Origin of the sequence: Helcococcus bovis (assembly GCF_046035835.1) — a bacterium.
In the GTDB taxonomy this organism is placed as follows: domain Bacteria; phylum Bacillota; class Clostridia; order Tissierellales; family Peptoniphilaceae; genus Helcococcus; species Helcococcus bovis.
In genome coordinates this window covers 21,279-36,632 of the sequence record NZ_JBFNGB010000009.1, presented here as the reverse complement: position 1 = coordinate 36,632, position 15,354 = coordinate 21,279, and the positions used below count along the sequence as shown (strand labels likewise).

Here is a 15,354-nt window from a genome sequence, read left to right as displayed (position 1 = left end):
GTCAATCTCCCAATCCAATTAAATGATCGTTATTTTCTATGGCATATTGATAAAGATTTATTAGCTTATCAACATACTTCTTAATCTTAGACCTAGATACATTGAATTTATTGATGCTTTTGTTTTCAAAGTCTTTGTTGTTTACTATATAGTTCATTATTGATTCTGCGAACTCTTTAATATAAATGACATCAGAGTGAGCCACTTTCGATGTTCCATATGGTTCTAATTTATAATAAAATTCATAATACTTGAAGCTATCTTTATACTCAGAAAAGAAATCTTGTAACCCATCACTTTCAATAATGAAGGCTGCTTTATCTTTCTTGTGTACACTTTTCTCGTAAGCTTCTTGAATATTTTTTGCTGATACTATGACTAGAGACATATTTTTCCTCTTTATATAATTATTTATTTTAATTATATAACCTAATTTTTTGTTTATCTAGTGTTGGTCGTCACTTTCTACTTCTCAATAATTTCTCCATCATATCATTACCAAAGTCCTCGTACGTTTCTGTACAGTTTTCTTTTACAATGTCGTAAATCTCATACCACAGGAGATTTGCTGTTTTTTGAAATTGTGAGGACATCTGGACAAAAGGTGATGAAATAACTCCGCCTGTTGTTGGATGCTTTCCTAAAAGTCCAAATTGACTAATAGCTTCCTCACATTGAATGTAACGAGCAAAAGCTTGTGAGTATGATTCTAAAAGTCTAGGATTTACTAGCTTTTCACAATTTCTTTCTTTTAACCAAATCCAAGTCTCCCTATAAATATCATCTGCGCCTAAAGGAATCCCATTTTTTTGTTTAGCTGATAAATAGTCACTGGGAACTGGCATATCAAAACCAGTAAGATGTGCTCCTTCTGGTAAATCTACTGCTTCTAACTCTTCTGGTTCAAATTCCTCAATCTCGTTATAAATAATTTTTACGTCTTTTCCTTTTTGTATTTTTTCAATGGCAGGTGTTGGTTTTCCTCCCGCTCTTACTCTTCTTCCGCCTCGATATGTTCCATCTCGTGCTATTTTTATCACCTCCTTTTTATGTGATTTCTTTAATACCCCCTTTGAACCTGTCTTTTTGTGCGTGCTTGGCCCCCACCGTTCCCTTGACCTAGAGCTTTAGAGATTTGACACCCCCCTAGGCCTATCCAAATCTATCTCCATCAAGAACACTAATTCTTGAGTGGCATGATTTACATAAAGCCATGAGATTTGAAAAGCTATGTGTACCACCACGTGACAAAGGAAGGATATGATGGACTTCATTGGCTTTCGTGTATTTATTATTCTTTTTACACTCTTCACACAAAGGGTTAGCATTAAGATAAATTTTTCTTATCTTTCTCCACTAACTTCCATAACGTTTCTTAGTTCTTGGGTCTCGTTGGTATTTTTCATAATTTCTGTTGTACTCTTTTTCATGTTTCTTACAAAAACGTCCATCAACTAACTCAGGGCAACCTGGATAAGAGCATGGGCTTTTAGGTTTTCTAGGCATGACTTCTCCATAAAAAAAGCCCCAAGGATTTATCCTCAAGGCCTATACTTTTTCTATTCTAATTATACTAAATTTGCTAACTCTCATTCTATCACCTTTACTCTCATCTTTATGCTATTATAAAGATATAACATATTAATTATTAAAGGAGATCGAATGAAAATTTTAAAAAGTACTTTAAAATCAATCTTATCACTCATTCTAAATCATCCTATACTTATAATTTTTTCAGTTTTTTTCTTAATTTTAATTAGTTCATTTATTAATTGGAAATATGGAAGAACTTACTATGAGCTTAAACCAACTTCACCTGAAGGTATAAAAGTTGTTTCTATTACAAAAGAGATATTCTATCCAAATTTTGAAAGTGAGTTATTTTTAAAATATCCTGATAAAAAAGAACTTGTTAAAACTAATATCAAATTAGGTGGAAAATATAAAGGTATAGTCGAAGATGATTCAGGATATACATTAACATGGAACAATAATAAAACTGCTACATTAACTTGGGATAATATAATGTTTGGTGGTATATTAGAGGAGATAATAAGATATTGACAGCTTATTATCTCCTATTTTTTCTATATTGATTTATTTAAATATCTCGCAAATATATCCACACATATTTCTTTTATTTCTTCTGGACTATCAGTAAAATTATTTTCAAGACGTGAAAGTAAATCTAGTATAAAACCTCTAGTTATGTCTTTTACTTTTTCCCTAATCTGTACTATATTATTTTCAACCCCTATATCTTCTAATATATAAATAAAAGGATTAGATGTTGAAGTAAAAGTTTTATTTAGCGAAGATACTAAATCTTTTTCTAAATTATTAGCAAGATTGATTGCAAACCCATCTGAACACAAATCAATAAAACTACATGGATTATATTTTGTATTTGGTTCTGGTTTTAGATCAGTTCTAGGATATGAACCACCTATATATGCTCTAGCGATTTTTCTCAAATTCCCGCTAGGATTGTTATTATAATAATCTCTTACATAACTATATGCAGATACTAAATCACCAGCCCATCCATTCCACGATGATGGATTTAATGTAAAATTTTTATAAGTTAATGTAGTTACTGCTAGATGTGGTAAATCTATTGGGTATTTATAACCATCCCATATTTTTTTATCCCCATTAATGTAAGGAGATAGTTTATTCATTAAATTCTTTTTTGTAATTTTCATATATAAATCAAAACCCGTGTCATATGCAATAGATGTTACTAATGAAAAACCTATTCCTTTTATGAATCCAGATTCTAAAAAATAAGGTTTAGCAATATACTGCAGAGCCCCTATTGATGAGTTATATAAAGCTTTATTACTTGAAAATAAATTAATATCTATATATTCTTGGTATGCATCTTGTAGATCCTTTATTAGAGGATAAATATCTTGGATTTTAGTATATTGCTTTAACTCTTCTTTCGAAGTTCTTGTAGGTAAAGTATACTCTATATAATTATCTCGTTTTTCTTCAACTTTAGCACAAGCAGGAATTCTTCCACTGTAAGCTACTTTATCTAAATCCCATTTACCTCCATAACCACTTATTTCATATATTTGGTCATAATTCCAATTAGATGGTATTCTAAATCCTAAATTTCCACTAAATCCTGTAGACATATCTGCGACAAAGCTTGATACTGATAACCCCACATTAGCTACTCTAGTACATACATTCCTTGATGCATAAATTCCTACTTGATATCTATAATCTATACTTTCATTTATTCCTCTAAAATATGGAATTATGTGAGAGTCGATTTGATAATCTAGTATATCCATATCTACAGCAAAATATATTACTGTATTTGGAACTCCTTTTTCTAAAGCTGCAATACTCGCTTTTCTACCATGTTCTAAACCTATTTGATAACTAAAGTCAGATAATTTTCTAGCACTCTCTTGAAATATAGGAAAATACTTCATTCCACCATCAATTATTCTTTGTAATTCTCCATCTCTAATTTCCTTAAAGTCTCCTCCAGTTAAATATCTTCCGACTATCTGATATCCATCAGACTTTAATTTTTTTAGAAGTGCATCCGTTATCTCAAATCTTGTATCACAAGCTGTGACTTTTCTATCTGGATTTCCTCTACTAGTCAATAAACTCATCCAAGTGTTTATATCTAATCTAGAGGTCACTTCTAATCCATAATCAGTTTGGAAATTATTTAATGCTTGTGCAAATGCAAAAGTCCAACTATTTTCTAATGGACCTGCCCCATAGCCCAAACAATGAAGAGCATAATATGCTACTTTGAACATGCCTAAATATGATTTATAGTTATCTTCAGTTAAGACTTTTAATCTGCTTTTAGTACCTTTACCAAAGTACCCTGTTGCCTCATTTGGTTTAAATCCTTGTTCTGCTTGTAGTACTTTTATTAATGCAGTATTCATTTCCCTACCATATAAGCCATCTGTAGGTATGATGCCTAAATACTCTGGATAATCTCTATTAAGCTTTTGTTGAATAATTCTAACTCCTTCACTCCCACCGTATCTCCAAAGCAATACAAATTGTTTCATCGAAAGAAGAGCTTCTATGATATCCACTGTAACTGTTGAGTCTCCACCTAAACCCATATCTGATTTTAATTCTTTTATTGCTTTACCAGTTCCATTATAAAAGTTTTGTGTTATGTGAGAACCTGTAGAGTAGCCCTTACACCATAAAGCTCCTTGAATTATAGAGTAAATATTACTTTTTGATTTATCATCATCATTTTGTTGTTTTACTCCTTTTGGAAATTTTTCGTTAAACAATCTTATAGTTGTTGGTCCAAAGTTTGTTGCAGTATTTTGTATACCTAATTCTATTTGTAAAGCCAAAGTCAGTGCGTCTATAGTTGGCCATCCAGTCTTTCCATTTTCTTTTACCTTTTCGTATCTATTATCTTGCCCATAGGTCTTATTCAACCATTGTTGAGTTTCTAATACCATTAAATCCATGCTCCACTCCTTTTAAATATTTATTTTATATAACAAATTTACAAACTTCATAAATAAATTTTTTTTACATAATTACCTCCATTTCTTGCATAAAAAAAGCCCCGAAGATTTCTCCTCAAGGCCTATACTTTTTCTATTCTAACTATACTACACTAGTTAACTCTCATTCTATCAACTTTACTACAAAGTTTTAATTGGAACAGAAATTTTCCCTAATGCATTCCTATGAACTGTGAAACAATGTTGAATTGAGTAGTTCATATCGACAGCTATTTGCTCCCATGTTTTAAAACAAAGATATCTTTTTTCAAGAACCGTTTGTTCTTCTTTATCTTTAAGCGAACAAATAGAATTCGCTATTTCTTTTTTCAAATCTACTAGTTTATCAATATCCCTATTGATTTCATCTTGAAGATCAATAATCTTAACAATCGTATCTTCTAATATCGATGTTCGTCTATGAGGACTCTTTGGCATATCTGATAAAGTTGATGTTACCTTAGTAGCTAAAGTGTTTAGTATTTCTACTTGCTCTAATTTGCTATTAATCCTCTTGTCTAAATAAAATGCTTGTTGTAAATATTCTTTTGCGTTCATTTCTTACCCCCATACTTTTTGAGGTAAGTTATCCATATAACTCCTGCTCATTATGTTAATCTTATCAAATTCTAATACTGACATTCCATGACATTAACTACATAGATTCGCTTTCACTGCATCAATTAAGGCTGACTGGGTTTTGTTTTTACTTTCTAATGCCTTTATTACATCCTCATCAATTGTTTCTCTTGCTAGAATGTGGTGGATTACTACAGTATCCTTTTGTCCTTGCCTAAAAAGTCTTGCATTGGTTTGCTCGTAAAGTTCTAAAGACCATGTAAGTGAAAACCAAATAAGAGTAGAGCCTCCAGCTTGAAGGTTTAATCCATGACCTGCAGATGCTGGATGAATAATTGCTACTTTAATTTCTCCTTCATTCCATTTATTAAAATCTTCACTTGTTTTTAGTTCTTTAACATCAAACCTTTCTTTAATTCTTTTTAAGTCTGATTTATACCAATAGGCTATTAAAACAGGTTTTCCATTTGCACCTTCTATTAAATCCTCAAGCGCATCAAGCTTTCTATCATGAATATAAACTGTTTCTTTGTTCTCATCATAAACTGCACCAGATGCCATTTGTAGAAGTTTATTAGAAAGAGCAGCAGCATTAACTGCATCTATTTCTTTATCTTTCAGATTTACAACTAAGTCTTTTTTAAAGCTTTCATAGATATCTCTTTCTTTATCAGATAGATGTACATAAACTTCGTTTATTATCTTTTTTGGCATTTTAAGGTAATCTTCTGATTTCATTGATACAGTGATATCAGATATTTTTTTATATATCGTATCTTCTGCAAATGCTAGTGGTTTATATGAATAGATAATTGCCCCATTTCTTTTATCTGGCTTAAAATATATCTCTCTATACTGACCTATAAATCTTCCAAGTCTCTTACCCATATCAAGGAGTCTAAATTGTGCCCATAAATCCATTAATCCGTTAGAAGAGGGTGTCCCAGTAAGCCCAACTATCCTTTTTACCTTTGGTCTTACTCTTATTAAGGCCTTAAATCTTTTTGATCTGTGTGACTTAAATGATGAAAGTTCATCGATAACTATCATGTCATAATCAAAGGGCATTTCACTTTTATTTATTAGCCAGTCTACATTTTCCCTGTTGATTAAATATATATCTGCTTTTTCTTCTAAAGCTTTAAGTCTTTCATTTTCACTTCCTATTGCCACTGAGTACTTTAGTATATCTAGATGATTCCATTTTTCAATTTCTTGTCTCCATGTATCTCTTGCTACTCTAAGTGGTGCAATTATAAGCACTTTAGAAACTTCAAATGAATCAAATAGTAAATCTTTTATAGCAGTTAAACTAATTACAGTTTTACCAAGGCCCATATCAAGTAGTAAGGCTGATACTTCTTTTTCTTTTATAAATTCAGTAGCAAATTCCTGATATTTATGTGGTTTATATTCCAACTAGTCACCTCCAATCTTTTTTATAACTTCATCTATTTGGTCTATTTCATCTAATACAAAAACCTTACATCCTAGACTTTTTAATTCTTTTATTCTCTTTAACTGAATGGGTCTAGGCTTTTCTCCTGGTCCTTTTACTTCTACAAATCCTATTCTTCCATTAGGTAAAAGCACTATTCTGTCAGGAATACCCGTCATAGATGGAGATATAAACTTAAGACATAGACCTTTTTTCTTTTTAACTTCATCAATTAATCTTTTTTCTATATTCTTTTCTAACATTGATATTTCAACCTTTCTTGAAGATGTGTGATGGTCTCGAACCTCCTTTCTATAACCTCTATATATATAATATTTTTAGTTTTTATTTACGTTTAAAAAATTACATATAAGACATTCGAGACCATCACAATGGCTATTTTTACACAAACTCACTTTTTAGCCTTAGGCCATAAATCTTAACTCCGTCACGTAATTTAACCCTATTAAATCCTGATGAGGATAGTGCAGCATAAAAATCAGTAGTGGATCTTATATACTCTCCAGTTCTTAAACAAAAAGCCCTATACTCCTGGTAAAGCTCTCCAGATTTTTCCTCGTATGATGAATCAGTCTCACAGCACTCATTTAAGAAATGCTTAAACCAATTATTAGATTCTTTATAATGACTAATTGCATCTGCTACTTTTTTAGGAAGCTTGAACTTAAAATCTTCTTTAATAGCTTTTTTAGCTCCATCGATTAACCAGCTTAAAACTGCGCCCCCAGCATTTTCAAATAAATAGTCTGTATAGTTTTTTATGTCACTAGCTCCTACAATCTTTGCTTCAAAAGGAATTACAATAAGCCTTCTCCAGGTTCCCTCATCTAGAGCACCAACCTTTGGTAGGTGGTTGGTATATAAAACAAGGGTATGGGAAGGGATAAACTTAAAGGGATCTTTGTATTTTTTCTCAGCTACAATTTCATCTGTAGAACAGAGTTGTTTTACATTTGAGGTATTAAGTCTTAAACCCTCTTCAAGCTCTGCTGCTATTAATAATCTTTTTCCACGGGCTTCAGCAAGTTCAGGTTTAGCATTTCTTTTAGAATTTACTGTTAGAATATCTGCAGATATTGACCCGCTATATAGATTAAGTACTCTCGATATAGTGTTCCAAAATGTGGATTTACCATTTCTACCATCTCCATAAGCTATAATTAAAGCCTCTATGAATACTTTCCCAATAAGTGAAATTCCTGCAACTTTCTGTACGTATTCTATTAACTCTTTATCAGATACAAAAAATGTATCAAGAGCATCAAGCCACATATCCATATTCTCTTTACTTGGGTCAACAAGGGTTTCTTTAGTTATATAATCCTCTGCTTTATGACTTTTATTCTCACCAGTTTTTAAGTCAACTGTAAAAGAAGGTGTATTTAATAGGTATTCATTTGTATCAAGCATTCTTTGGTCGATTTCAAGCATAGGCTTTGCTTCTTTTAAGGTTGCATGTATAGCCCTTGTATCTCCTCTTTTAACCGCATAATTCTTATAAGTTTGAAGGGCTTTTAATCTATAAAAAAGATTTACTTGGTTTTTATCAAAGGTGCTGATTGCTTTTTTCTCTGACATAGTAGTAAGAGCATCTCTAATACCACTTGATGATATTTCATCTTCAAGTTTCATAAGTTCTCTATCAATTTCTTCAAGCTGTTTTATTACCAAATCTTGAGAAAGACCTTGTGCTTTTAATTCTGTCTCTTCCCAGTAAGATCCGTTATAGACTAAAAATCCCGTTGATGGAGAAAAACGAACCTTATCTTTATATTCATTTACAAAAACATTTGCTTGGCCTATATCTGAAAATTCTGAAGGTTTTAGATTTATCCCTTCAGTGTAATCTTCAGGGTTTATATAATTATCACTAGAAGATACTTTTTTATAAAACTTCAAAGCAGATTTCCAAATAAGCTCTAATTCTTCATTTGATAAAGGTGGAGAACAAAGCATGGCTTTTCTATCAAATAAGTCTCTTGCCTCTTTACTGTCTCCATATCTAATAAGGATACGACCTGCAAAATGATTCATAGTAGAATTTCTTGAGCCTTCCTTAATAAGACTTTGGTCATTCTCCCACTTTTCAAAATTATCAACAAGGATTTGAGTTACATCTTTTCTGCCACGAATAATTTCTACGATTGGATTTTCCACTCCATAGAAAAATCTTGCTCCATCAATGGCTTTACTATCAAAATAGGGAAAATAAGATATAATTTCTGCCTTAATATTTTCATAAGCATTAAGACTTGTTACTTTTGGAATTGGAAAGTAGATATGCATTCTTGGTCTTTTAGCTTTATTTCCCTTTTCTTTATTATGGTTTCTACTAAATACAATTCCATACTCTACATCTTCAAAGTATTCTTTTAAGTCTTTAATCCCAATCCAGTCCTTAGGATTTTCAGAGTGGTCATTATCTAAATCCATAGCGATACAGTCAGATTCTATAAAATTATCTCGAGACCTATGATTAGCCTTATACTTTGCCATAACATGGTCAAAAGATACCGCTTCCTCAAAAGACCTAATATCACTTACTTTTATTTCATTTGGATAAAGAGCATTAAAGGAATCTCCTCTTCTATTTGATACATATAGTTTCAAGCTCCCACCTCCTTTGAAATATATTTTATTTTCATTTTTCTTTTCTTAGCTACATCGATTTCTAAAGCCATCCCAGAGCTAATATAATCACCAAAGACCCATAACTCTTCACACTTTCCAAGAAGTACATAATTAAAGTGCATAGCAAGATCTCTTTCTTTTTCTTCACTCATAAATTGAGGAAATAGAAGATGAGGGGCTATTGGGATGTTGCCTTTATCAAGGGCATATCTTGAATAGATTCTTGCTTTTTTAACGTTATTATTTATATCCCCTGAAAAAGGGCTACAGATATATACCAAAGGAAAGTAAGTCTTTTTAGATAAATTTTTAATTGCTTTATAGGCTGTAGGATCTTTACAGCCACTTTGGTTATAAAGTTCACTTTTCATTATGCTGCCACCTTCTTTTCAATTAAGGGTACATAGCCTTCTGATTTTAAAAGGTCATAGATAAAGAGTCTTCCCTTTTGAGTCCAGTAGGTATGAACTTTTGAACCAATCTCCCCATTTCCTTTTTGATAGGCGTGAGTCTTTGTGCAGGTGTACCCTTCTTCGGCATAGTCTTGATATAAAAGCCATATTTTCCCTTGCTTAAATTGAACTCCAAGTCTGTGAAGAAGTTTATTCATTTTTATAGCAGAAAAGCCATAATCTTTAGCAATAACTGAAATAGCTACTGCTTCCTTACAATTTAATATCACATCATAATAGGATGCCTTTGGTTTAAGCTCTAGATTTTGCTGCTGTAAAATTAACTTTTCTTCCCGCTCTCTTTTTAGATCTTCTAAAACGGATATGAATAAATCTGGATTGTCTAAGAGCTCATTAGTTGCATAAAGACCTCTTTTTCTAATAGACGGTAAAACTTCACTTGTCACCCATCTTTTAAACTTTTTAGCTGTTGATAGTTTACTTGATAAAATCAGAGAGTATAGACCAGACTCATTTATAAACGCTGTTTTAGTCTGCCCTCTAGGCACATTCCCATTTTGGGAATCTGCTAAATTAATCATAATAAACTGTTTATCCTCATCATCTACATGATTGATAACGGCTTTACTAGAATTTTTATAACCTAAATTCTCAGCTATATCCTTACCTACAAACCACGGTTCATTTTCAATAAGCATTGTTCTGATATCTTTAAAATCATTATTTCTAAATACTTCTAACTTCATAAAGACCTCCTTAGTCCTTCTTATAAAATTTTGCTTCAAATCCATCTGCATCAAGCACTAATCCGTCTGCCCACTTAGGAACAAGAGACATAATCTTATTTACTTCTTCAATGCTTGATGAATCACTTTCAATTACTACTTCGTCATGAACATGCATGACAATTTTGTATCCTTTATTTTCAAGTCTCTTAATAGCCTTTGCTAAAATATCCCTAGCAATTGCCTGAACTATATTTTCTACAAACTTTCCTCCATAGGATTCAATCCTCTCCCATTTATTGGAAACGCCTGTAAACTCATAAGTAATGGACTCTCCACCAAATCGATTCATTCCAATTTTTGGTTTCACATAAGCGAGCCTTCTTTCACTTGGAAGGGTTATAAAAAGAATCCCTTTTTCATAAGAAAATGTAAGATTTCTATACTTTTCTTTAGACCTTGCCTTAATAACTCTTTTTACAATTAAATCTATATCCCACCAAAGCTTTACTATATTAGGATTTGATTCCCTCCAAGAATCAACAATAGAACGAAGTTCATCTTCAGATAAACCCATCTCAAGACCTCCCATAGCTTTAAGTGCTCCAATAGAACCTTGATATCCGCAGGCTAGTTCAGCTATTTTTCCTTTTTGCCTAAGTTCTTTATTGACTCCATTTTTCTCAACTGGTACTCCAAACATCTCACTTGCTGATCTACAATAAATATCCTCACCATCAATAAAAGCTTTCATTCGCCATTCTTCATTCGCAAGCCATGCGAGTATTCTTGCTTCAATAGCTGAAAAGTCTGAGATGATAAACCTTTCTTTATCTCTTGGTATGAAGGCTGTTCTAATAAGCTGAGAAAGAACATCTGATGGAGAATCATATAAAAGCATCAAGGTTTCAAACTCGCCATTTCTAACTAGACTTCTTGGAAGCTCTAAGTCTTTTAGATTATTTCTTCTCAAATTTTGAACTTGAATAAGTCTTCCTGAGTATCTTCCAGTACGATTTGCACCATAAAATTGAATTAAACCTCTAGCCCTATTATCTTTACCTTTTACATTTTTCATAGCATCATATTTTCTAACGGATGATTTTGACAGTTCTTGTCTAAGTTCCAAAACTTCTTTTACAACTCCACTTGCATTTTTCAACGCTTTTTTTACTTCCTTTTTAGCAAGAGAATCTATTTCAATCCCTTTTGAATTTAGCCATTCTTTTAATTGTAAAGGTGAGTTAGGATTCTCAAGTCCAGTTAGCTTTATAGCTCTTTTCATATTTTCTTCACTTAAAATTTCATCAAAGGCTATGGCTTTATCAACCAATACTTCATCAATTAAAATCCCTCTATCATTTATCCTTTGGTCTATGTGATAATTTTCCCATTCAAAATCTGGAACTGGAAAAGGTGAAAGTTTTTCATGAATCTCCATTTCTGTTTCCACATCTCTTTTGTTATAAACTTTGAATTCTTCCCACTTTTCTTTGTCATGATGAGGTAGATTTCTTAATCTCATACCATTGCTTTTAGTTGGAGAACAAGGAATAGAAAAATATCGAATTAGAGATTTTCCAGCTTGGAGTTTCTTTTTATCAAGGCTTAAAACTTCTCCTACTTTTTCAAGGGATAAAGGAAGTCCCAGATATGCTGACCAAACCATAGAGCAATACCAAGATGATGGATCTAATTTTTCATCTAGATATCTTGATAGACAGATTCTTTCAAAGTTTGCATTAAATGCCCATTTTTCAACCGTTTCATCTTTTAAGGCTTTTATAACTTTCTTAGGTATTAACTCACCTTGTTTGAGGTCAATTACTTTAACTTCTCCACCATCAATAGAGTAGGCTAAGAGGAGGATTTCAAAATCCTCACTCAAAGCGTATTTATAGACCCCATACTTTAATAAATCTGTAGAGCTGTAAGTCTCTATATCTAAATTTATTCTTTTCATTTGTTATCTTTTAATCTTCTTTTGACATAGATGTAAATATCTACCACGGTCTTAATGACATAGTTTGCCAATATAGTCCCTATATATATCGCAAAGAAATATTCGATTATTTTCATATTTTCCTCCTACGATAAAAAGTCATCTTCAACATCTAAAGCATCAAAGTCCGCACTTGCATTAGTTCTTCCGCCTAAAGGCTCACCGTCTCTTATTTTTTGAACATTACCTAAACCTACTGCTACACCCTTATTTCCATTTACATTAAAGGCATAGAAGTTAATAGATACTCTTGCATAAACACCTGAATAGATTTCACTTCTATCAAAAATTGGCTCTACATTTCTATCTACAATCTGAGGAGCTGTTAAAGAGTTTGCATTTACAAAATATGAATCTTGATAAGCTTCATCGTCCTTTTCAATATCTCCATCACGAAGAGGTAATTTTAAAGTCTTTTTATTTGGTTTCTTACCACCAAATTTACCGATACCTTCTTCAATAGCTGCATCTATAGCTCTTTCTATTTTTTCAATTGTCTTTTGGTCACTTTTTGGAATAATGATTGATACAGAATATTTTTCTTTTCCTCCATTAATGCTCTTTGGTTCCCATAAATTTGCATAAGATAGTCTTACTTCACCTGTAATTACTTTAGTTTGATTTGTCATATTTAATCTCCTTCTATTTTTGAAAATTCATTTTTTACATTTCCGATTTCTGGACGGTTATCTGAACGAGGGACAAGAATGGGATTTCCTTGAGGTCTCGTAATATATGGGTTTAGGTGTTTATCAAACTCCTCTTTTCCCATAAGTTTTGTCATCTTGGTTATCCCAAGTAATTTTTTCTCATAAGGGTCTAAACCTAGTTTTTCTACTGTTTCTATAACTTTTTCTTCATCTTCATATTTTCTTGTTGCTCTACCTTCGACAAGCTTGAAATCTTTCCAGCTTTTACCAAGCTTTGCTTCTTTAAGGGCATAATCTTTTACATCTGTTATAAAGGATTCAAGAGACGGGATAATGGAAAGAATATCCTCAATTTCTGAATCGAGTAAAAGTTCAGGCTTTTTAAAGTCATACTTTAAGCATTCAAGAACATATTCAGCCCTTCTTCTTCCTCTGCTTTTTGCTGGCCAAAATCTCATCCATGGTCCATCTTTAAATTCACCTTGGCCATTTATAGCTTGATTTGCTTTAGGCTTTAGAATTTCATCAGCCCATTTATATAGCTCTTTTGGTTTTGCTACATAAGATGAAATGTTTTCTCTTCTTGGTTGGTAAATATGCATTGTCACTTTTTCTATATCGAAGATTTCATCAAATAGATATAAAGCTCCAAGGGCATAAATCATTAACTGACTATTCTTTTCTGCACTAACTTGAATTCCAAGCCCATATTTGAAATCTACTATATGAAGTTCTTTCTCAGATACAATAATTGCATCAGCTGTTCCAAAGGATTCTGGTATATACATCGATAAGTCGAGTTGCTCTTCTACATAAACTTTGGGCTTTTCTAGACCTGCCATGATTTCGTGTATATACTCTACATAGCCATCAGAGCATTCTTCCATTTCCTTGGAATAAAACTCAAGCTCTTTTCTTGGATTACTAGTATCAATACCTAAAGATTCTTTTAGTTTAAATTCAGAAAGCTTATGTGCCTCTGTACCTTCCTTAGCATAAGGAGAAGATTCTTCCTCAAATATAATCTGATACTTCACACTAGCTGGAGAGTTAATCCACCTTTCTGAAGAGGATGGGGATAATAAAGCATGACTCATTTAAGCTCCTCCACATCCTTGATGAGATTTTTATAGTTCATAGGATCTACTTGAGATAATTTGTCAGAACCATATTTGCTTAGTAGTTCTTTTATATCTTTAGTAAATCCAGCTCTGGACTTCTCAGCTAAAATGCCTCTTAAGGTTTCAATATCAATTTCTTCTTCATTTTTAGTTTCTTTATCGTCTTCTCTATATAGTAGGTTTCCTAAGTCGTCTACAATTTCTGTCAGGCTTTCGTGAATTTCTTTTAACTGTTTTATCTTTGCCATAAATTTTTCTCCTTTCTTGCTGTAATAACTGTCTTGCTAACTTCTTGGATACAATGGAAATTGCATAAAGTCTTGTTGCCATTTCTTCTCTTTCGCGCATTGGTCCTCCTCCTTTCCATATTTTTGAAGGAATTTATCCCTCTACTTCTTACAGGACATTTCTGGCCATCTTGAGTAATATTTGTAGAGGGAGTTTTTCCTCCTATTAGGTACAGGACATTTAGACCATGTCTGAGTAGTCAGATAAATCAGTTTTTAACTTTTCTAATATTTTTCTTTTTCTATTGTTAACTGTTTTTTGACTAACTCCCATTTGCTTTGCAGCTTCTCTTTCTGTCAATTCATTGAAAAATAAGAGATTTATTAACATACGTTCACTCTCATCAAGTTTGTCTAAAGCCTCATATAAGGCTTCATCTCTTAGGTGTTCCATAGCATCCCTTTCTATATCTATGTTCGATGGAATTTCTAAATTTGCTTTTTCTTCGTCAGAATCATCAATTCTTACTTGATCGATATAAATGATGGATAGTTTTCCTTTTCTTTCATCCTCAAATAATCTGTATCTTCTTTTTTCATGGACCCATTCTGGTCTTTTGACTTCAAAATAAAGCTCCTCGTCTACTTCTTCGTAGTAGAATGTTTTGAATCCATTTCCTCTTCTAACTGTTTTAATTTTCTTTTTGTCTAGGTTTAGTTCTCTAATCGCTTCTTTTGTTACTTCTGTTTCTAAAAATCTTTTGTCTTTCTTTGTCATATCTTGTCTCCTTTTGAAATTTGGTAATTCTCATCGGGAAGACAAAACTGACCTTTGTTTTTCAAAGCACAAAAAATGCGCATTAGAAATAAACGTAGAGATCAAAAAGCTTGGAAAGTCTCTTAGACTTCTTTAGCTATTTTTGTAATCCCCTACGTCCTAATGCGCATCTCGGACTCTGAGAATGTTCATAATGTTCTGACTTTTAGGTTTACTACTGTTTCATTCATCTTTCTAAACAGTGTTTTT

At 32.2% G+C, this 15,354-nt stretch carries 17 protein-coding genes; 1 reads left to right on the top strand and 16 read right to left on the bottom strand.

Annotated elements, in window-relative coordinates:
• Position 1: 1 nt before the first annotated feature.
• From ABGF48_RS04155 to ABGF48_RS08555, 3 genes are all read right to left on the bottom strand, one after another.
• Positions 2–388, bottom strand: a complete 387-nt coding sequence (locus ABGF48_RS04155) for a hypothetical protein (RefSeq protein ID WP_408105081.1) — start codon at positions 386–388, stop codon at positions 2–4.
• A gap of 70 nt (positions 389–458) precedes the next feature.
• The gene (locus ABGF48_RS04150; protein ID WP_456264595.1) at positions 459–1,040 is read right to left on the bottom strand and encodes a terminase; all 582 of its coding nucleotides are present in this window, start codon (positions 1,038–1,040) and stop codon (positions 459–461) included.
• Between the two features lie 112 nt (positions 1,041–1,152).
• Positions 1,153–1,317, bottom strand: coding sequence for an HNH endonuclease (locus tag ABGF48_RS08555; protein ID WP_456264621.1), 165 nt, complete (start codon positions 1,315–1,317; stop codon positions 1,153–1,155).
• Between the two features lie 345 nt (positions 1,318–1,662).
• On the opposite strand from ABGF48_RS08555, the gene ABGF48_RS04140 reads away from it, so the two are divergent.
• Positions 1,663–2,064, top strand: coding sequence for a hypothetical protein (locus tag ABGF48_RS04140; RefSeq protein ID WP_408105080.1), 402 nt, complete (start codon positions 1,663–1,665; stop codon positions 2,062–2,064).
• A gap of 23 nt (positions 2,065–2,087) precedes the next feature.
• Here the strand turns inward: ABGF48_RS04140 and ABGF48_RS04135 are convergent, their stop codons facing one another.
• The 13 genes from ABGF48_RS04135 to ABGF48_RS04075 form a co-directional block, all read right to left on the bottom strand.
• A complete protein-coding gene (locus ABGF48_RS04135; protein WP_408105079.1) occupies positions 2,088–4,481 on the bottom strand; it encodes a glycoside hydrolase domain-containing protein in 2,394 nt (797 codons plus the stop codon).
• 180 nt (positions 4,482–4,661) lie between these two features.
• Positions 4,662–5,078, bottom strand: a complete 417-nt coding sequence (locus ABGF48_RS04130; RefSeq protein ID WP_408105078.1) for a DUF1492 domain-containing protein — start codon at positions 5,076–5,078, stop codon at positions 4,662–4,664.
• A gap of 93 nt (positions 5,079–5,171) precedes the next feature.
• A complete protein-coding gene (locus ABGF48_RS04125) occupies positions 5,172–6,518 on the bottom strand; it encodes an SNF2-related protein (protein ID WP_408105077.1) in 1,347 nt (448 codons plus the stop codon).
• On the bottom strand, positions 6,519–6,800 hold the full coding sequence (locus ABGF48_RS04120) for a VRR-NUC domain-containing protein (RefSeq protein ID WP_408105076.1): 282 nt from the start codon (positions 6,798–6,800) through the stop codon (positions 6,519–6,521).
• 139 nt (positions 6,801–6,939) lie between these two features.
• Entirely contained in the window at positions 6,940–9,168 is a 2,229-nt protein-coding gene (locus tag ABGF48_RS04115) for a phage/plasmid primase, P4 family (RefSeq protein ID WP_408105075.1), read from the bottom strand.
• Positions 9,165–9,560 (bottom strand): DUF7768 domain-containing protein, encoded by a 396-nt coding sequence (locus ABGF48_RS04110; protein WP_408105074.1) that lies wholly within the window; start codon positions 9,558–9,560, stop codon positions 9,165–9,167. Before ABGF48_RS04110 ends, ABGF48_RS04115 begins: the two co-directional genes overlap by 4 nt.
• Positions 9,560–10,348: a phage antirepressor gene (locus ABGF48_RS04105; RefSeq protein ID WP_408105073.1), complete on the bottom strand. Its 789-nt coding sequence runs from the start codon at positions 10,346–10,348 to the stop codon at positions 9,560–9,562. The genes ABGF48_RS04110 and ABGF48_RS04105 overlap by 1 nt, the downstream gene beginning before the upstream one ends.
• A gap of 10 nt (positions 10,349–10,358) precedes the next feature.
• Positions 10,359–12,290 (bottom strand): DNA polymerase, encoded by a 1,932-nt coding sequence (locus ABGF48_RS04100; protein WP_408105072.1) that lies wholly within the window; start codon positions 12,288–12,290, stop codon positions 10,359–10,361.
• Positions 12,291–12,415: 125 nt separating this feature from the next.
• Positions 12,416–12,958, bottom strand: coding sequence for a DUF2815 family protein (locus tag ABGF48_RS04095; RefSeq protein WP_408105071.1), 543 nt, complete (start codon positions 12,956–12,958; stop codon positions 12,416–12,418).
• A 2-nt stretch (positions 12,959–12,960) separates the two neighbouring features.
• Entirely contained in the window at positions 12,961–14,076 is a 1,116-nt protein-coding gene (locus tag ABGF48_RS04090) for a DUF2800 domain-containing protein (protein WP_408105070.1), read from the bottom strand.
• Positions 14,073–14,348 carry a hypothetical protein gene (locus ABGF48_RS04085; RefSeq protein WP_408105069.1) on the bottom strand — a complete coding sequence of 92 codons (276 nt, stop codon included), beginning with the start codon at positions 14,346–14,348 and terminating at the stop codon, positions 14,073–14,075. Before ABGF48_RS04085 ends, ABGF48_RS04090 begins: the two co-directional genes overlap by 4 nt.
• Positions 14,269–14,448 (bottom strand): hypothetical protein, encoded by a 180-nt coding sequence (locus tag ABGF48_RS04080; protein ID WP_408105068.1) that lies wholly within the window; start codon positions 14,446–14,448, stop codon positions 14,269–14,271. Before ABGF48_RS04080 ends, ABGF48_RS04085 begins: the two co-directional genes overlap by 80 nt.
• A gap of 120 nt (positions 14,449–14,568) precedes the next feature.
• Complete coding sequence (locus tag ABGF48_RS04075) at positions 14,569–15,105, bottom strand: RNA polymerase sigma factor (RefSeq protein ID WP_408105067.1); 537 nt, start codon at positions 15,103–15,105, stop codon at positions 14,569–14,571.
• Between the last annotated feature and the right edge of the window lie 249 nt (positions 15,106–15,354).